This is a genomic window from Paenibacillus sp. SAF-068 (assembly GCF_051967555.1).
Lineage (GTDB): Bacteria > Bacillota > Bacilli > Paenibacillales > Paenibacillaceae > Paenibacillus.
The window spans coordinates 2,731,459-2,748,709 of sequence record NZ_JBQCJX010000001.1; the positions used below are offsets into that span (position 1 = coordinate 2,731,459).

Consider the following 17,251-nt stretch of genomic DNA (forward strand, 5'->3'; position numbering starts at 1 on the left):
CTGTTGCACGGAGGTAAATATGAAAATCGATTTAAAACAAAACTGCGTATAATTTATATTATGCGCAGTTTTTAAGAGCCTTATTTTCTAAGAAAATTATCTATAACTCTCTGTTATATGAAGTTTGGAAGATGAGAGCTCTTTTCGTCTTTTTCCGATGTTTCTTCCTGCCTTATCCTGTCTAATTCGACGATATGCAGGCATGTAAAAGAGCCACATAACGTTATGTGGCTCTTCATTTCTTACTTATACGATGTATATAAAAATACGAACTTATCTTGGCTTTGAAGAAAAGAATTAAGAGAACGCAATTCTCTCCGCATCCGACATCCGATATTGGGATAACAAGTACTCTTTGCTTTGCATCGCCGTATGACGAATCGCATCCAAATCAACATGGAGCAGCTTACCCTCTCGCTTCACGAGTTTACCTGCCACAAAGACCGTATCGACATTAGATGGATTAGTAAATTGCACGACAGCGCCGATTGGATCATGGACGGGGAACAGATTCAGATCGGTGGTCCGAATCATGATCAGATCTGCTTCCTTCCCTGGGGTCAACGTCCCCACCTTCTGCTCCAATCCCAATGCTTGGGCACCAGCTGAAGTTGCAAATCTCAGTACTTGGCTGGACTGCAAGTTTAATTCACCCGGCATCTCACCTTGCTGCAGGAGTTGTTCATTCGCTCTGGATCGTTCAGCTTGCAGTGCAAACTTCATCTGTGAGAACATGTCTCCGCCTGTGGACGTTACGACATCTACACCCAGTGTAGGGGTTCCCCCGTGTTCGAGGAAATATCCGGTTGCCGGATAGCCATGCCCCATCATCATTTCAACTTCAGGTGTGACCGACAGGGAAGCACCGCTATCCGCCAACATTTTATATTCATCCATGCCCATCGTGTTACCATGAACGATATTCACTCGTGGACTCAACAGTCCCGCTTCGTACAAGTGGCTAATGGATCGATCCACAGAACCCCAAGTGCCAAATCCGGCATGCATGGAACAGATTGCATCCAGTTCTTGAGCCAGCTCGATCTCCTTCACGGTTGTATCCCAATGACTGAACTCCGGACCACGAATAGCAAGCCCAAAGGTAAGCAGCTGATCCCGTGATGAAAAATACCGTTCTTTGACTCTTCGCACATCATTCGAATACGTCAGTAGGCTATCCCGATTCCAGTAGTTTGTCTCACCAGGTACGCCGTGAGCAAATACCGCCCGAATCCCGGCATCCTGAAGTCCACGAATTAGTTCATCTGTGTGCTCAGCGGAATACGGCATGCTCCAATCCAACAAGGTCGTCACTCCTGCATTAAGCGCTTCCAAGGAACCGAGCAAGTTGGCAATATAACTATCTTGTGGACGGAGCTTGCTTCCCATCGCTCCATAATAGAGATTTTGCAGATAGACTGGCAACGACCAGTTGGTTCCCACTGTTTTGACAAGCGATTCCCACACATGCCGATGCGTGTCCACCAGCCCAGGCATAATAATCATGGAAGAAGCGTCAATGACCTCCGCATCCGGAATATCCAGATCGGGCTGAACCGCCATAATTAGTGAATCCTGAATCAGAACGTCCGCCCTCTTATACTGTCCAATTCGAGCATCCATCGACAACACACAGCCATTTTTCAACAGATAACTTGTCCGCACAAGACACATCTCCCATCTGATTTGGTTTGAAAGACGATCATATCCTGCTTACGAATCCGTACTGCTTCTGACTATTGTTTCGCTAGTATATATATATTATATAGTTAATGTTAGTATTTATCAATTTTGGGATTTTCGTTTCGCTCGAAATCTGCGAACCTTCATCAGATTGCCACACATCTTATCATCACAATACTTCTGTGTTCTGCTTCGAGTATCATCATAGAACATCCAGCGACAATCCGAATTATCACAGATCCGAATCCGGTTACTCTCTCCCTCCACCAAAGTCATAGCAAAATCAGCAGCCACTTCAGCCATGACCTGATGCCAATGAGCATCTACAGCAATCAGTTGGATTTTCAGTTCATGATCAACAGTCGTCACCACTTTTCTCCTCACATGCCCTGCCTCCATAACGCTGTTCAACCATTGTTTTTCTATTCTTGTTAATGATGCTCCAGAAGACAAGCGGGCTCCAAGAGCCATCAATTCATTCCTGAAGTTTCTCATCGACAACTCATCTTCTGGAGATGCAGGAACAGAAGCGTGAAGTTGCCATCGATCCAGAAAATCTTGCTGCCAGCTCGCCTTCCCGAGCCTGTCCTCCGATCGATCTCCCCCACGCCAGTCATGATAATCGCTGTTTACAAAATCGGTCCAAAGTCTGTCCATATATACCTCCGTTTAGTGTAACTATCTTAATTTAATAAAGATGGTTACACGCCTTCTTTGATGTGTTATATTAAGTGTAACCTCATTGATTAGTTTTAGCTAGTTACATCAAAAATTACATTCTACGCAAGGAGGAATAGGCAATGACGCAAACAACAGCACTAGATGTGTTACTTATTCAAAAGGATGATACTTGGGATCAATGTAATTGGATTGTACCTTTATCCAAATCGTTGGAGGGTCTTACCGCAGAACAAGCAGCCTGGATTCCACCCTCAGGTGGATTAAGCATCTGGCAGTTGGTTAACCATATGTATTATTACAATCATCGCTTATTATCTCGCATGCAGGGTAAAGAGCCTACCCTTCCCGCTGTAGACTCCAATGAATACACGTTTGGCAATCCTGGAGATGCAACGGACACAGCCGGATGGAATACACTGCTACAGGGTACAACTCGATTAGCGCAACAGTTACGAGATCAATTGGCTGCACTTCAAGAGTCAGATCTTGAAGCCGCATATATGGACTCCGAATCGAAATGGGCAGACCAACTTGCCCGCTGGATACTTCACGATGCCTATCACGCAGGACAGATCGTACTGCTTCGCAGACAGCAAGGAAGCTGGAATATCATTTTCTAAAAAAATGCTTGAACTGCTAGCGCTTACAGGAATAAGATGAACTTATTAATGTTACAGCTTGTTCAACCCACTATATAATTGAATAGGATCTTCGGGGTAGGGTGCAATTCCCAACCGGCGGTGATGTTCTTCGGAACCAGCCCGCGACTCGCTATTATTTGTTCTTACGAAGGACATCTAGCGACTGACTTGGTGTGAATCCAAGGCCGACGGTACAGTCCGGATGAGAGAAGATCAACACATTGACATGCCGTTCATGGGAAGGCCTCTTTCCTGACGCATGTCCTTGGATGAGCCCCCGTTTATTTGGTATATACCGAAACGGGGGCTTTTGTCGATTTTGCCAACTGAAGATTCCGTGTTCTGACGAAGGAGTCCTGAATATGGAAAAGACATCAGCAGCATCACCTGTTTATCGCAAGGAACGAAGTAATACCGGATTCTGGCTTGTTGTTCTCGGCGCCGCCTTATGGGGTGTTGATCCACTCTTCCGCATTATTTTGCTAAATACGATGACATCCACACAGATTGTACTGGTGGAACATATCATCGTGAGTCTGATCGCCATTCCCGTGCTGTGGAAATTCCGGGCTGATCTGAAAAATCTGCGTGCTCGCCACTGGATTGCGGTGATCTTTATCTCATGGGGAGGATCAGCACTCGCAACAGTATTGTTCACCATGGCACTTACACATAACGATCCGAATACGGTGCTTTTATTGCAAAAAATGCAACCCCTCTTCGCGATCGTACTGGCTAAGCTGTTACTGAAAGAAACGTTGCCACGTCGCTTCGGCGGACTGTTCTTCATTGCCTTATTAGGTACGTACCTGCTTACATTCGGCTTTACATTGCCGCTGGGTAACTGGGACAACTGGATTCATGCTGGAAGCTTGTTATCTCTTGGGGCTGCTGCCTTATGGGGAGGTTCAACCGTTATGGGACGATTGATGCTGGGACAGGCGCGTTACGAAACGGTCACCTCCCTTCGCTTCGTCGTTGCGCTTCCACTCCTGATCTTTATGACATGGAATGAAGGTGCGGCATGGACACTCCCATCCGGAACTGGAGAACAGGCTGCTGTCATCCTCAACATTCTCGGTCAGGCGTTGTTACCAGGTCTGCTAAGTCTTCTGTTGTACTACAAAGGTCTATCCTCAACCAAAGCGTCTGTTGCAACACTCGCGGAACTGAGCTTCCCGATGGCAGGTGTGTTGGTGAACTGGATTGCTTTCCGTACGCTGATTACATGGGAGCAGCTGCTCGGTTTCATCTTAATCTGGGTTGCCCTCTTTGCCATTTCCAAACAGCAAGAAAGATCATCCACTGCGGCCGATGCGGCACCTAAACTGCGAACAGAGTAAGAATATATTTGACCATCACGTATAAAGCAATAATTCAATATAAAAATAAAACCATTGCACATCAAATTAGATGAGCAGTGGTTTTTTCACTTCCATTACTCGATATTCATTGATCTGTTTTGTCTTTTGCCTAATCCGGTGGTACGATGACATATGGAATAAACAGAAGAATTATACTCAGAGAGGAACGATCATTCATGTCTTCATTCTCATATACCTCCTACGACGCCGTAGGTTTGGCTGAACTGGTTCGCTCCCGGGAAGTTTCCCCGGTTGAATTACTGGAAGCGGCATTTGCACGCCTTGAAGAAGTGAATCCGCAACTTAATGCGGTTATTCGTACATATGAAAATCGCGCACGGGAGGAAGCAACCTTGGTTCGCCCTGGAGAACAACCTTTTGCCGGTGTGCCCCTGCTCCTGAAAGATATTTCGCAATCCTTGGAAGGTGAATTTCTCACTTCAGGCTCCCGTCTGTTCAGCGAGCATCGGGCAATACGCAATTCCAATTTTGTCACTCGACTCCGGGATGCGGGTTTTATCATCATGGGACATACGAATACGCCCGAGTTTGGATTGAAAAATATCACCGAGCCTCGCCTCCATGGTCCAAGTCGCAACCCCTGGAATATCAATCACTCGCCAGGCGGATCAAGCGGTGGTGCCGCTGCGGCTGTTGCTTCGGGTATTGTTCCTCTCGCTGGAGCTAGTGACGGAGGCGGCTCGATTCGTATTCCGGCTTCCTTTAGCGGGTTGTTTGGATTGAAGCCGACCCGCGGACGCACTCCTGTAGGACCGGGTGTTGGTCGCCAATGGCAAGGCGCATCGATTGATTTTGCTCTATCCCGCTCGGTTCGGGACAGTGCTGCATTGCTCGATACTTTGCAAGTCATACAGCCTGAAGCTGCGTTTCATGCTCCACTCTTTCCAGGGAGTTACTTGGCAGATATGAACTATCCACATCAACGCAAACTGAAAATTGCATATACAACGGATTCACCGGTGGGTACGCCTGTCAGCGCTGAAGCCAAAGAGTCTGTATTCAAGCTCGTTCGCTGGTTGGAAGAACAAGGTCATCATGTTGAAGAAAAGCTGAGTCCAGTCAACGGAGTCCGATTAATGGAGAACTACTACATGATGAATAGTGGTGAGATGGCCGCGATGATCTCTTCCATGGAACGCTCCATGGGTCGTGCTCTGACCTCTGATGATATGGAGATTGAATCCTGGGTTCTGGCTGAAGCTGGAAAAAAGGTGTCCGCTGCGGAATTTGTACATAGCTTAGCTGAATGGGATGTAGCCGCAGCTCAGATGTCCACCTTGTTTGAGCGTTATGACTTCTACGTCACACCTGTGAATGCTTTTTCTGCGCCTAAGATTGGAGAATTAACACCTCATGACGAACAGATCCGTAATTTGATGCGGATTAGTGAGTTGGACAAGACTCAGCAACAACAACTCATCTATGAAATGTTTGAGCCCAGTCTTACGTATACACCATTCACCCAGCTTGCGAATCTGACCGGCCAGCCTGCGATAAGTGTACCTCTTCATATGACACCAGAAGGTTTGCCAATGGGAGTTCAGGTGATGGCAACCAAGGGACGCGAAGATTGGTTATTACATCTGGCCGCACAGCTCGAACAATCAGATCTCTGGATCGGGATGCAAGGTAATCCGCTATTTCCCGCATAAACGCAATATTTCACACGTTTCTGAGTAACTTTTCATGCACTATTCTTATTTTTCATATTCACATGCCTGCATTACTTGCTATAGTGCATGAAAGCAATATCATCTCCGCATACTGAAGTAAAAAGAGGTCGGAGGAGATAGGAATGAATTCAGCGGAATCTCACAAGCAATCTATTCACATTCCTGCCAAGACAGGCTACGCTCTTAAAGTGAAAAAAGGCTCACTGGTCCGTATAACTGATCTGGAGGGGCAGCAAGTGGTTGATTTTGTCGCTTATGATGCACAGAATATTAATAATCGGCTTGATCCCGGGGTAACGCTCGATGTCCTGCGCAATTACAGAATTAAACCGGGGCAATGCCTGTATTCCAACCGTTATAAACCTCTGATTAGCATTGTCAGTGAAACTGTAGGGATTCATGATTTTTTCAATTCGGCCTGTCGTCCGGAAATGTATGAGGTCTTATATGATAAAAAGGACCATCCAAGTTGTTATAATAATCTGAATACTGCCCTTGAACCTTTCGGTATCTCTCCCCCGGATCAACATTATCCTTTCAATCTGTTTATGAATTCCGTAGTCGATGGTGAAGGCAAAATTGATGTTATCGCTCCCGAATCATGTGCAGGTGATTATGTTGAAATGGAAGCTTTGATGGATCTGATCATCGGTTTATCGGCTTGTCCGTGCGAGGAAAGTTCTTGCAATGGTTATCATTGTACACCTGTTCAACTCGATGTGGAGTCGCCTGACGTTTAAAGTGCTATACCCTCTCTCAGTTTGTTCTAATTCACTCCTTGCGGGAATACGATGACTTGTACCCATTTTATGTGACTACTAGGTACAATTCGTCGAACCCGTTAAGGAGTGAACGTGTTTATGTCTGTACTGTTCAGTTATATCATTCTGGGAATATCATTGTCCGCTCCGATCGGTCCGATTAACGCCGCTCAACTCGACCGTGGAGCCCGACATGGATTCATGCATGCCTGGATTTTGGGGCTCGGCGCCATGTTTGCGGATTTGGTCTATATGCTGCTGATTTATTTTGGGGTTGCCCATTTTCTGGACACGCCGTTCATGCGCTCTTTTCTGTGGTCATTTGGCAGTTTTATTCTGATTTATACGGGAGTGGAAACGCTATCGAAGTTGAAACAGGGAATTCAAGGCACATCTAGTGCGGAAGCAAGTGTTCGAAAATCATTTATATCCGGCTTTTTGATGGCCCTGTCCAATCCACTGAATATTCTGTTTTGGCTTGGAATCTATGGCTCCATTCTTGCGACGACAGTGAAACATACGGACACGGCACATTTACTGCTATACAGTTCAGGCATATTCATTGGCATCCTGGTGTGGGATGTCATCATGGCTGGAATGGCCAGTCGATTCCATAAACATAGCAACGAAAACGTCTTACGTTGGATCTCGGTTATTTCGGGAATCTGTCTAATTGGATTTGGTTTGTATTTCGGGTACGAAGCTGTGCGTTCCATTTTTTTCTAACAATAAAATCAGTCGGGACAGTCACCCAACTCCCCCCATATTAATACTGTAACGGTATCATGTGGAATGGAGTTGGGAATCCATGGCGGAGCTGTATAGTGCCGATGAAATTAATAGTATATATGAGCGTCTTCCATTTTGGCAGCAGGACGCTTATTCGCAATTTGCCAAAATGATCGCAGATGAACATAATACGTATCCATGTGTACCTGGACGAATGGGATTTCTGTCAGGACATTTGAGGTACGGCTTTACGTGTGACCCCCGTTCAGAACAGTCTGCTGTCGAGATGGCCGATCTGCTCAGACAATATGGTCCTGTCTCCAGGGACACCGGTCAGTACGCTTCGATGGTGGTCATCTGTGAGACACCAAGCGATCTTAAAGATCACACGACGGTGGAGCAATATCAGACCTTATTCTGGGAAATGCTTAATCGGGTAAGTACACATGATACCGAGTCTTGGCCAGAACATATTTCAACCGATCCTCATGATTCATCATGGGAGTTTTGCTTTGGTGGAGAGCCATATTTTTGTTTCTGTGCGACTCCAGCACATGAACTCCGAGCCAGCCGACATTTTCCTTATCTCATGTTTGCTTTTCAACCACGATGGGTATTTGAATCCATTAACGACAACACCCCTCTTGGCCGTAAAATGAAAACCTTGATTCGTAAACGTCTCGCCGCGTATGATGCTGTACCTGCTCACCCTTCGCTGATGTGGTATGGTCAACAGGATAATCTGGAATGGAAACAATATTTCCTGCCTGATGATGAGCAGACCCCTTCCAAATGTCCCTTCATGCGTATGAAGCAAGCTTTAGGCAAGTTGACGAAATAAATTTAAGCACTTATTACGTACTCTTAATAGGTTGGGTAACCTCCGCGAAACTTGCCTATCATCTGGTTGGTGCAGACTGCGACGGTTTGGAACCACGTGCTTTGTGAACGATATACGTGATGATCCCAAGGAACACCAGAAGTGCCACACTTGCCAGCAGACCCGTTCTGCTGGCTTTTTCCATCGCTGTTCCGGCCACAGCAGCCACAATGAATACGATGGCAATCCATACTTTGATGCGATTCCACTTCACAGGCTTCATTTTCTTCATGTATGTAATGCAGATAAGCAGCCACGTATACATCAATACCAGGCTACCTGCTGTCGTCACATATTCAAAAAGGCTCTTGGGCATCCATAAAGCCATCAATGTAGAGAGGAGTAATCCGGCCGCTGTACAACATAACGCCTGAAGCGGAATGTCTTTTTTTCCCCACGTTTTCGTAAATAGCTTCGGCGCATCTCCATCTTCTGCGAGTTTTACCAACATGGAGGTAATCGCATATAGTGAAGCCACCATCGTTGAGAATCCGGCAATGATCAGAATTCCGTTGAGAATGTGGACCACTATGGTTAATCCGATGGTTGACATGGCTTTGACAAGCGGACTTTCATCTGGAGTCAACTGAGTTGATGGCACGAGAAACAAGATCAATGCTATCGCAATGACATAGAGTGTACTCACCGATAATAACATTACGCGACCTGATTTCACGGCATCTTTCGGTTCTTTCAGGTTAGCTGCCATCAAACCCATAACCTCAATCCCGGCAAAGGCAAAGAATGCATAGATGAAACCGCTCCATACCCCCTTGCCTCCATGCGGGAACCATTCATTCTTCAATTGTTCTGGTGTCACTTTTACTGGTAACCAACCCAGACAGGCTGCTGCCGCTATCGCTATAAAGGCAACCGTTGCAGCAAGTTTGATAACAGCAAGGATATTCTCGGTTTTGGTTAATCCCTTCGCTCCCAGTGCAGCAATGAACAGACCGATAGCCGCATAGACCGCAACAAATGCCCATAGCGGAAACTTAGGAAACCAGAATTGAGAAAAGAGCCCCAGTGCTGTCAAAGAGCTACCCATGATGAGCATTTCAGAAAACCAGTACATCCACCCGCTACCGAAACCCGCCCAAGAGCCAAATGCTTCGCCTGCATAAGTTCGAAAAGCGCCTTCCTTCGGATCATCTGCCGTCATCTGCGCCAGCGCACCAAATACAAAGTAAGTACCCGCCGCAGCGAGCACCAACAATATGAGTACGGAGATGCCAGCCCAATGAATCGCAAGACTGGTTCCCAGGAAAAATCCCGTTCCGAGCGTACAACCCGCGCCAAATAAAGACAGACTGACCCAACTTAGTTTTTCGTCATCCTTCTTAGTGTGTACCTGACTCTTCATGAAGCTCCTCCTTCTGCCTTATCTCCTTACGGTTTACAGGTCATGGAGGTTTTATGTCTGTGTTTCCAAAAAGAATTTATTTTAGTTTACATAATATATAATATGTATTCACCTTTTTTCTGTTTGTTATGCGGAAACTTTATCAGCTCAAAAAAAAAAGAAAACCTGCCACAATGAACATTGTGAGAGGTTTTTCCATTGGATATATCTAATCAAAATTCGATCAATACTTATTTTTGTGTTGCTTCGTACAGGCGATGTAAAATTGGTTGCTGCTTCAGCACGTGTCACAAAATCTTTTGGACGAAGGTACCCATTATTTGCAGTAATAATACCCATATTAGTCAGAGTATATAACGCTTCTGCCTTAAAATCTTGAGAATCACCATCATAATAGTATTCTCCTCCATCCTGATCAATGTAAATCACCGGATAATTAACGGAGAAATTATCGTAGTAACTTGCAGGACGAACCTTAATATCCTTATAGTTTGTAGTTGCAGAGAGTACATCTTCAATTTCAGGGTGCAGGGTCTGATCAGTGAAATTAGTTCTAATAGAAGAAATCATCATAATATCCCAGCGAGTTAAAGGTTTATCAGGTTTAATAGAAAATTTATAATCTGGGTACTGCCCATCTAAACTTTCAAAAAAACTCCACACGTAATTTCCATTAAATATAGCTGCAAAATCTTTGTTTGCCCAATGTTTACGTGCATCTACAAACTTTGAAGATTTTCCATCTGAATAATTAATCTCTGGGAAAAGCTTATGAAACATATGTACAAACTCTGCTTTGGTTATGGTCTTTCCTGGCTTGAAACTTCCATCCTTATAACCGCTAATAACGCCTTTTTTGACCATCAATTCAATAGATTCAGCAGCCCATTCATATTTTTTGCCCTGCACATCAGAAAATGTATTTGCTGCATATGAGGATTGGGCAAAAAACAATGACACAACGATCAGTGGCATTATCAGCCACTTCTTTTTAAACATTAATCTTCACTCCTCTGTCTTATCTAGATCACTCTACTCATATTAATATCGGCCTTTTAAGAGGACGTTATTAGAGTACAATAAGATTATTCCTGTCATCCATTGCACCCTTGTATATTTCCTTAAAAATAGTTATTGACTTCCATTCTTAAGAATGGTTCTCCTTTTAAACACGGTGGTGCGTCAAAGTGGATATATGTAAAATGGTAACTAAGGTGAAAAAATGTCTTTCTATTGTGAATTTTTCATATGTTGAAATAGTATAAAAGAATTTCTTTCATATTGAACGCAGAATTCCTATTTATTCATATGATCTTAGTAGCTTCTTCGTTTTTTTTGGTCACCTGTGTAAAAGGAAGGCTACATTCTGGTTGGGTTCCTCTTTCATCCCTTTTTCCCGATTTCGGCCTAAGCTGACGTATAAACATAATTCTCTAAAAGTTTCCGCAACTCTATTCTAACTTCTATTCTGAATTTTTCATATGTTGTATTTTTTTAATATTGTTCATAAAAAAGCCGCCATCATGGCGGCTTCATTCAAATTCCTATTTCTAAATAATTTAAGTCCGGCCCCTCCAATCTGCTCCGGCAATTTCCTTCCATCGTGCTCGAATCTCATCATATAGCTTCTGTGGCAGTGGCCCTTTGGCAACAAGGTCAGCATTTTGCTGCCAGCGATTGGGCTTGGCTGTTCCAACAATAGCCGTATCTACGCCTTCGGTACTCAGTGTAAAACGCAAAGCCGTTTCAACCGTTGCCTGGGCATCTTCGCTCAGAAAGCCATATTCAAGTTCACTTAAACGCTTCCAATATACATATGGGTATGCATCTTCGGAGAGCGTTTCAAACGTCCAGGCCACATTAGCTATGGGCCTTTTGGCGATCACTCCCATATTTCTCTTTCTCGCCTCAGGCAAAGTCAGCTCAATCGCTTCCTGATCTGCTATATTTAATGAAGTCTCCAGGCTATCAAATACTCCGGTCTGAATCGCATATAGCGCATCTGTTGTATCCCCACTATATCCGAGGAACCTGGTCTTTCCTGCTTCCTTGGCACGTTGCAGTACATCGATTACTGCTCCTTGTCGAAGCACTTCTTCAGAACAGCTATGCAAATGGATAACATCCACATAGTCCGTTTTCAACCGCTTCAGACTACGATCAATCGTCTGCTCCAGTACTTTGGCATCCCAATCCGGACCATCCATCCCGGCTGCATGTCCACATTTGGTAAACAAATAGTAGTCATCGCGCCGATGTGACAACACCTCGCCAATTAACTCCTCGCTGTCACCATAACATTCAGCCGTATCAATCACGTTTAATCCCGCATCCAAGGCACTATTCAGCAATTTTTCAACATCGCCTCTGGAAGAATCCCGGATCTCCGATCCACCGAATCCGAGTGTGCTTACTTTCATACCCGTGTTTCCGTAATTACGCGTTTCCATAGTTATCTTCCTCCAAGTTCAGTGAATTGGGTACAGATACATAGAAATACAGATAACTTCCCTTAAGTTATTACCCATGTGTTGGTTGTGCCACCCACTTTTTCAGACTGCTACCAACTTATCTCATTTAGAATCCGTAAATGGACATGCCACCGTCAACCAATAACGTCTGACCTGTGATGTATCCCGCTGCATCTGATGCCAGGAATACAACCGGTCCTACCACTTCTTCCAGTTCTCCCACACGCTGTAGCGGTGTACGACTTACAATTTCCTGCAAATACTGGGGATCATCCAACAGCTTTTCGGTCAGAGGTGTTCGGAAATACCATGGTCCTACTGAATTGACACGGATACCATATTTCCCCCATTCCAGTGCGAGAACCTTGGTCATATGAATTAGTGCAGCTTTGGTCGCGCCATATACGACCCCAGTTCGAAGAGCCGTGTGGCCGCCTACCGAAGAGATGTTGATAATTTTCCCACCCTTTCGCTCTTTCATATGCTGACCAGCCAATTGCGAAGCGAAGAAAGCCGATTTTAAGTTTGTCTGCATGATCGTCTCCCACTGCTCGTCCGTTACTTCTAGTGCCGGTGTCCGTATGTTCATACCTGCATTATTCACCAGAATGTCCAGACGACCCATCTCCGAGATCGCCTCTTGAAACGTCTCCTCCATTTGTTCTTTTGATGTCACATCCGCGGTTAGAGCGAGCGCTTTACGCCCTGTCTGTTCATATATGTATCCCGCTGTCTCCTCAATTTCTTTCATTGTTCGGGATACAAGTACAACGTCACTCCCTGACTGGGCAAGTCCGATCGCAATTGCTTTTCCGATCCCTCTCCCTGCACCTGTCACCAATGCTGTCTGTCCATCGAGATGGAATGTGGGTACGTTCATGTCACTCACTCCTTCATTAGATTCTTAATTTCAGCATTCAAGCAGAATGCTTCATATGTAGGTAATCCCGAATCGAATCAGGTTACAAAATACTGGCTTGGATTGCCCAGTTCCGGATGGAACTTCTCTCGAAAACGCCCACCCGTATAATCTCCTATAATTTTTCGCCAGAACGCCTGCGCAATGACATTGTTACGAACCTGAGTTACTTTCCATCTTCCTGGGAAACGTTTGAATAGCTCATATGCCGCCCGAGTGCCTACGCCACTGCGCCGATATTTTTGCATCACAAAAAACTCAGTCAAATAATAGTCGTTATCCTTACTTCCAGGCTCCAATTTCTCCACCAGGGCAAATCCAGCAGGTGCCCCATCACTTGTAATCAAAAAAGGAAACTTTCGGTCTTCTTCTGTCCAGAATGCCTCCAGACCGGGATATTCCGGAAAAATACCGTTGCTGTCCACATCAATATTCAGATATTTGGTAAAATCATATAAGTAAAATTGCATTAAATGTCGGATCACCTGACTGCGTTCCCGGGGAACCAGCTCAATTTTCATATTCATCCGGTTCACCTCCTCTGTTCTGCGTATACTGAATACTTTAAAGGTTTACGCGCCGAAGGGCAAGGAAGCATCCCTACATACTAACTACTTTGGTGAACAAGCTGTGAGCATGTAAATTATGGTACACTAGAGCATAGAATAATATTAACTTGAATATTAATTTTATATGTTTTTTCACATGGAGGTGTCGAACTTGACCAACGTGCAAAAAGAGATTGATCGACGCAAGCTGGATGACAAACTACCTTCCATGCCTTGGTTCGTTCAGCAATTCATGGACTACAAGCTGCCAGACCTATCCCCCTCTACCCTGCTCGAATATCTGAGAGATTACGAAGCTTTCTTCGGTTGGTTGCGTGCAGAAGGGCTGTCCGAGGCAAGCTCTAATAAAGAGGTAACGTTGAATGAACTGGAAGTCCTTCGCATGGATTCGGTTACCGCCTATCGGTTATTTCTCACAACCAAGCGGGAAGGAAGCAATTCCAGAATTACCGTCTCTCGCAAACTCTCTTCCCTTCGCTCCCTTTTTCATTACCTGAGCCAGATTGCGGAAGATGAAGACTTTTATCCTTTGCTGAAACGGAACATTATGGCCAAAATCGAGATCAAACGTACCCATAAACCCAAGGACACCGCTGCCAAACTCAAAGGTAAAATTCTCGAGGAAGAGGAACTGCTTGAATTTATCGGATATATTCTTGAAGGTTACGCTGTCGATATGGAGAAGAACAAGCAGGCACTGTATTCCCATGAACTCAACAAAGAACGGGATGCCTGCATCGCCAGCCTGATACTCAATTCAGGTTTACGGGTGTCGGAAGTGGTGAACCTGAACGTTGATGACCTCGATCTTAATAACAAACTCCTGTATGTCTATCGCAAAGGTAATAATGATGAGACGTACAAAACACCCGTTTATTTCAGAGAACAGGCCAAGGACGAACTCGCAACCTATATGAACTTGCGGCAATCACGTTACCGTACGCCCAAGCGGGAGAAGGGTCTGTTCATTGCTTTGCGCAACGGAGATTCGGAAGGAAGCCGAATGACCAAAAGAGCGATTCAGGCCATGATTATGAAATACGCCAAACGTTTTGGCAAACCATACTTGACCGTGCATAAATTACGACATTCATTCGCTACCGACTATTATCTGCAAAATGACATTTACAAAACGAAAGAGCAGCTTGGACACGCTTCTACGGAAACGACTGAGATCTATGCTCACCTTACTGATAAAACGATGTCCGAAGCCATCGAGCGCCGTACTGACGATGGGATGTAACATCCTTAACGAAAAAAGCAGCAAACCGTATCAAGGATTTCAATCCGAGAAAGGTCTACTGCTTTTTTTCGTTTGTTTCGGATCATTCGAAGGCAAAAACATAAACAGAATGATTTTAGTTTACATAATAATTATTACGTTATTCATCACTCACACTTATCGTACTTCAATTAATCATATGCAGCGGACCATCATGTCACACTTCTTAATGTTTTACCAATTCGACTTCATTCATCAGCCTTGCTTCCGACCATTTCTAACATCGCTATGGCTATCTCCTTCGTTTCATGAACTGAGTACCAAGTTATATCCCTGCTTACAATGCTCGGCTCCATGCACTGCTCTGAAGATAACCATGAAATCATACCCACTACCCCTTCAAGCTTGTTAACCATGGTCAGGTCTTTCTTTTCTCGAACCATTACCAATTTGGGATAAGAAGCATTCTTGAATCCTTCAATAACAATCCAATCATAACCGGACAGATGACTTATCATATCCTCCAACCTGGTTGCTTTTCGTTCCATAATCGCAGTACGCTTCTCCGACATGACTACTACCGCCGATGCCCCTGCCTCCCCAAATTGAAACGAATCCGTTCCTTCTCGATCCATCTCGAAATGGTCATGTCCATCATGCTTAATCGCCGCTACCTTAAGTCCCATGGAAGAAAAGTGCTCAATCAACGCAGCTGTCAACGTTGTCTTGCCCGTGTTTTTGTATCCAACAATTTGTATAATATGTGGTTTTGTATTACTCATTGTAGTCATCTATCAACTACCTCATATGACCTGTGGGCAGTTTGAGAATACGGACCTGTTCACCCGCAGGAATACCTTTCTTCTCAGGTGGAATCACAATCAGGCAATCACTGTCCTTAATGGTGATCATCACACTGGATTCATCTACACGGGCAGCAGCCGGGATCGCGTACACCATTCCGTTGCGGATCTCTGTGCGTCCACGTACGAATCGTGTGAAATTGTTCACTTTTGTGTATTCTTCCTCCAAGATTGCAGTCCATTCTTCCAAATAAGGATGAGCATCCGCCTGCATGGAACGAATGGTTGGACGAACAAACAGACCAAAACCTACAAAACAAGCCCCCGGGTTACCCGAAAGTGCAAAAAGTAATTTATCTTTATATACAGCAGCTGTGGTTACACTGCCTGGTCGCATCGTCACCTTGTTAAATAACATCTCCACATGTTCTTCCAGCACAAGTTCGCCCATAATATCATAATCCCCGACAGATACGCCACCTGTAGTCACTACAATATCATTATCTTGAATAGCTTCTTCCAGTTTGGCCCTTGCCGTATTCACATCGTCTGCAATAGAACCATACATCACAGGCTCTCCGCCTGCTTCAACGACCAGAGAACGCAGCATGTAGCTGTTGCTGTTTCTAATCCGACCTGGTTGTAATGGCTCGTCCACATCAAGCAATTCCGTGCCTGTTGCGAATATCGCCACCTTGGGACGTTGAAATACGGGAACTTCTGCTATGCCAAAAGTAGCTAACACGGACTGCTCTCCTGCTCTGATGATCGTTCCTGCTTCGAGAAGTTGCTGTCCCTCATGGACTTCCAGTCCGATTGGTGTGATGTTAGCACCCGACAATATGCGTCGTTTCAATGCAATCCACTGTTCTCCGTTCTCTATCTTGCTCTCTGTCATCTCCATCATGACTACCGCATCTGCACCTTCCGGAACCTGAGCACCCGTCATAATACGAGCCGTCGTACCTGACACGATGGTGTGGTTCGGTGTGTAGCCGCAAGGAACTTCATCAATTACACGAAACCAAACTTGATGATCACTCGATGCATCTATGGTATCTGTACTTATTATCGCGAATCCATCCATACCCGATCTCCTGAAGAATGGATACGGATGAGGTGCCTGAATCGTCTCTGCAAGTGTACGGCCATGGGCGGACTCAAGGTGAACTTTCTCTATGTAGCCTAAAGTAACTCTTGCAGCTATTTGGGCTTGGGCATCCGGTACCTGTACAGCTGTACGATTGAATTTGGCGGTTGTCATATCATGTGAATGTGAGTTTAGTTTCAAAAGTGTTCATACCTCCTAGAGACTATCATCTTTTAAGAAAGTGTAGCCCGAATACTGTAAGATAACAAGTACATCACGTATTGAATCCTGTGACAACATCTTATTTCATACAGGTGTAACATTCCTTGATCTATATTCAACATGAAAGGCTCCTTGTCTGCCCATAATATAATGGACTAA

At 44.8% G+C, this 17,251-nt stretch carries 16 protein-coding genes and 1 riboswitch; of the genes, 7 read left to right on the top strand and 9 right to left on the bottom strand.

All coding sequences use genetic code 11. The features are described from left to right. Positions 1 to 297: 297 nt before the first annotated feature. Positions 298 to 1,665 (bottom strand): amidohydrolase family protein, encoded by a 1,368-nt coding sequence (locus ACTHPG_RS11730; protein WP_440389508.1) that lies wholly within the window; start codon positions 1,663 to 1,665, stop codon positions 298 to 300. Positions 1,666 to 1,785: 120 nt separating this feature from the next. Further along, positions 1,786 to 2,340, bottom strand: coding sequence for a CGNR zinc finger domain-containing protein (locus tag ACTHPG_RS11735; protein ID WP_440389509.1), 555 nt, complete (start codon positions 2,338 to 2,340; stop codon positions 1,786 to 1,788). Positions 2,341 to 2,483: 143 nt separating this feature from the next. Here ACTHPG_RS11735 and ACTHPG_RS11740 point away from each other — a divergent pair, with 143 nt between their 5' ends. From ACTHPG_RS11740 to ACTHPG_RS11765, 6 genes are all read left to right on the top strand, one after another. Further along, entirely contained in the window at positions 2,484 to 2,984 is a 501-nt protein-coding gene (locus ACTHPG_RS11740) for a DinB family protein (protein ID WP_440389510.1), read from the top strand. An 83-nt stretch (positions 2,985 to 3,067) separates the two neighbouring features. Beyond that, positions 3,068 to 3,223, top strand: a riboswitch (FMN riboswitch). Between the two features lie 144 nt (positions 3,224 to 3,367). Further along, complete coding sequence (locus ACTHPG_RS11745; protein WP_440389511.1) at positions 3,368 to 4,348, top strand: DMT family transporter; 981 nt, start codon at positions 3,368 to 3,370, stop codon at positions 4,346 to 4,348. A 197-nt stretch (positions 4,349 to 4,545) separates the two neighbouring features. Continuing rightward, positions 4,546 to 6,042, top strand: a complete 1,497-nt coding sequence (locus ACTHPG_RS11750; protein WP_440389512.1) for an amidase — start codon at positions 4,546 to 4,548, stop codon at positions 6,040 to 6,042. A gap of 143 nt (positions 6,043 to 6,185) precedes the next feature. After that, positions 6,186 to 6,803 carry a DUF1989 domain-containing protein gene (locus ACTHPG_RS11755; RefSeq protein WP_440389513.1) on the top strand — a complete coding sequence of 206 codons (618 nt, stop codon included), beginning with the start codon at positions 6,186 to 6,188 and terminating at the stop codon, positions 6,801 to 6,803. Between the two features lie 120 nt (positions 6,804 to 6,923). Further along, positions 6,924 to 7,550, top strand: coding sequence for a LysE family translocator (locus tag ACTHPG_RS11760; RefSeq protein ID WP_440389514.1), 627 nt, complete (start codon positions 6,924 to 6,926; stop codon positions 7,548 to 7,550). 82 nt (positions 7,551 to 7,632) lie between these two features. Then, entirely contained in the window at positions 7,633 to 8,394 is a 762-nt protein-coding gene (locus ACTHPG_RS11765; RefSeq protein WP_440389515.1) for a YqcI/YcgG family protein, read from the top strand. A gap of 58 nt (positions 8,395 to 8,452) precedes the next feature. Here the strand turns inward: ACTHPG_RS11765 and ACTHPG_RS11770 are convergent, their stop codons facing one another. From ACTHPG_RS11770 to ACTHPG_RS11790, 5 genes are all read right to left on the bottom strand, one after another. Further along, the gene (locus ACTHPG_RS11770) at positions 8,453 to 9,796 is read right to left on the bottom strand and encodes an amino acid permease (protein WP_440389516.1); all 1,344 of its coding nucleotides are present in this window, start codon (positions 9,794 to 9,796) and stop codon (positions 8,453 to 8,455) included. A gap of 147 nt (positions 9,797 to 9,943) precedes the next feature. After that, positions 9,944 to 10,795 carry an S-layer homology domain-containing protein gene (locus tag ACTHPG_RS11775; RefSeq protein ID WP_440389517.1) on the bottom strand — a complete coding sequence of 284 codons (852 nt, stop codon included), beginning with the start codon at positions 10,793 to 10,795 and terminating at the stop codon, positions 9,944 to 9,946. A 560-nt stretch (positions 10,796 to 11,355) separates the two neighbouring features. Then, entirely contained in the window at positions 11,356 to 12,246 is an 891-nt protein-coding gene (locus ACTHPG_RS11780) for an aldo/keto reductase (protein WP_440389518.1), read from the bottom strand. 127 nt (positions 12,247 to 12,373) lie between these two features. Beyond that, on the bottom strand, positions 12,374 to 13,147 hold the full coding sequence (locus ACTHPG_RS11785; RefSeq protein ID WP_440389519.1) for an SDR family NAD(P)-dependent oxidoreductase: 774 nt from the start codon (positions 13,145 to 13,147) through the stop codon (positions 12,374 to 12,376). Between the two features lie 77 nt (positions 13,148 to 13,224). Next, positions 13,225 to 13,713 (bottom strand): GNAT family N-acetyltransferase, encoded by a 489-nt coding sequence (locus ACTHPG_RS11790; protein ID WP_017688107.1) that lies wholly within the window; start codon positions 13,711 to 13,713, stop codon positions 13,225 to 13,227. A 178-nt stretch (positions 13,714 to 13,891) separates the two neighbouring features. Here ACTHPG_RS11790 and xerS point away from each other — a divergent pair, with 178 nt between their 5' ends. After that, entirely contained in the window at positions 13,892 to 14,998 is a 1,107-nt protein-coding gene (gene xerS / locus ACTHPG_RS11795; protein ID WP_440389520.1) for a tyrosine recombinase XerS, read from the top strand. Between the two features lie 227 nt (positions 14,999 to 15,225). Here the strand turns inward: xerS and mobB are convergent, their stop codons facing one another. Next, complete coding sequence (mobB, locus tag ACTHPG_RS11800; RefSeq protein WP_440389521.1) at positions 15,226 to 15,768, bottom strand: molybdopterin-guanine dinucleotide biosynthesis protein B; 543 nt, start codon at positions 15,766 to 15,768, stop codon at positions 15,226 to 15,228. A 7-nt stretch (positions 15,769 to 15,775) separates the two neighbouring features. After that, positions 15,776 to 17,044 (bottom strand): molybdopterin molybdotransferase MoeA, encoded by a 1,269-nt coding sequence (locus ACTHPG_RS11805; RefSeq protein WP_440390230.1) that lies wholly within the window; start codon positions 17,042 to 17,044, stop codon positions 15,776 to 15,778. Positions 17,045 to 17,251 lie beyond the last annotated feature (207 nt).

Coding starts and splice junctions, on each gene's coding strand:
- ACTHPG_RS11755 (WP_440389513.1), top strand. CDS start 6,186: ATGAATTCAGCGGAATCTCACAAGCAATCTATTCACATTCCTGCCAAG.
- mobB (WP_440389521.1), bottom strand. CDS start 15,768: ATGACTACAATGAGTAATACAAAACCACATATTATACAAATTGTTGGA.
- ACTHPG_RS11770 (WP_440389516.1), bottom strand. CDS start 9,796: ATGAAGAGTCAGGTACACACTAAGAAGGATGACGAAAAACTAAGTTGG.
- ACTHPG_RS11785 (WP_440389519.1), bottom strand. CDS start 13,147: ATGAACGTACCCACATTCCATCTCGATGGACAGACAGCATTGGTGACA.
- ACTHPG_RS11775 (WP_440389517.1), bottom strand. CDS start 10,795: ATGTTTAAAAAGAAGTGGCTGATAATGCCACTGATCGTTGTGTCATTG.
- ACTHPG_RS11750 (WP_440389512.1), top strand. CDS start 4,546: ATGTCTTCATTCTCATATACCTCCTACGACGCCGTAGGTTTGGCTGAA.
- ACTHPG_RS11745 (WP_440389511.1), top strand. CDS start 3,368: ATGGAAAAGACATCAGCAGCATCACCTGTTTATCGCAAGGAACGAAGT.
- ACTHPG_RS11740 (WP_440389510.1), top strand. CDS start 2,484: ATGACGCAAACAACAGCACTAGATGTGTTACTTATTCAAAAGGATGAT.
- ACTHPG_RS11780 (WP_440389518.1), bottom strand. CDS start 12,246: ATGGAAACGCGTAATTACGGAAACACGGGTATGAAAGTAAGCACACTC.
- ACTHPG_RS11735 (WP_440389509.1), bottom strand. CDS start 2,340: ATGGACAGACTTTGGACCGATTTTGTAAACAGCGATTATCATGACTGG.
- ACTHPG_RS11765 (WP_440389515.1), top strand. CDS start 7,633: ATGGCGGAGCTGTATAGTGCCGATGAAATTAATAGTATATATGAGCGT.
- ACTHPG_RS11790 (WP_017688107.1), bottom strand. CDS start 13,713: ATGAATATGAAAATTGAGCTGGTTCCCCGGGAACGCAGTCAGGTGATC.
- ACTHPG_RS11760 (WP_440389514.1), top strand. CDS start 6,924: ATGTCTGTACTGTTCAGTTATATCATTCTGGGAATATCATTGTCCGCT.
- xerS (WP_440389520.1), top strand. CDS start 13,892: ATGGAGGTGTCGAACTTGACCAACGTGCAAAAAGAGATTGATCGACGC.
- ACTHPG_RS11805 (WP_440390230.1), bottom strand. CDS start 17,044: ATGACAACCGCCAAATTCAATCGTACAGCTGTACAGGTACCGGATGCC.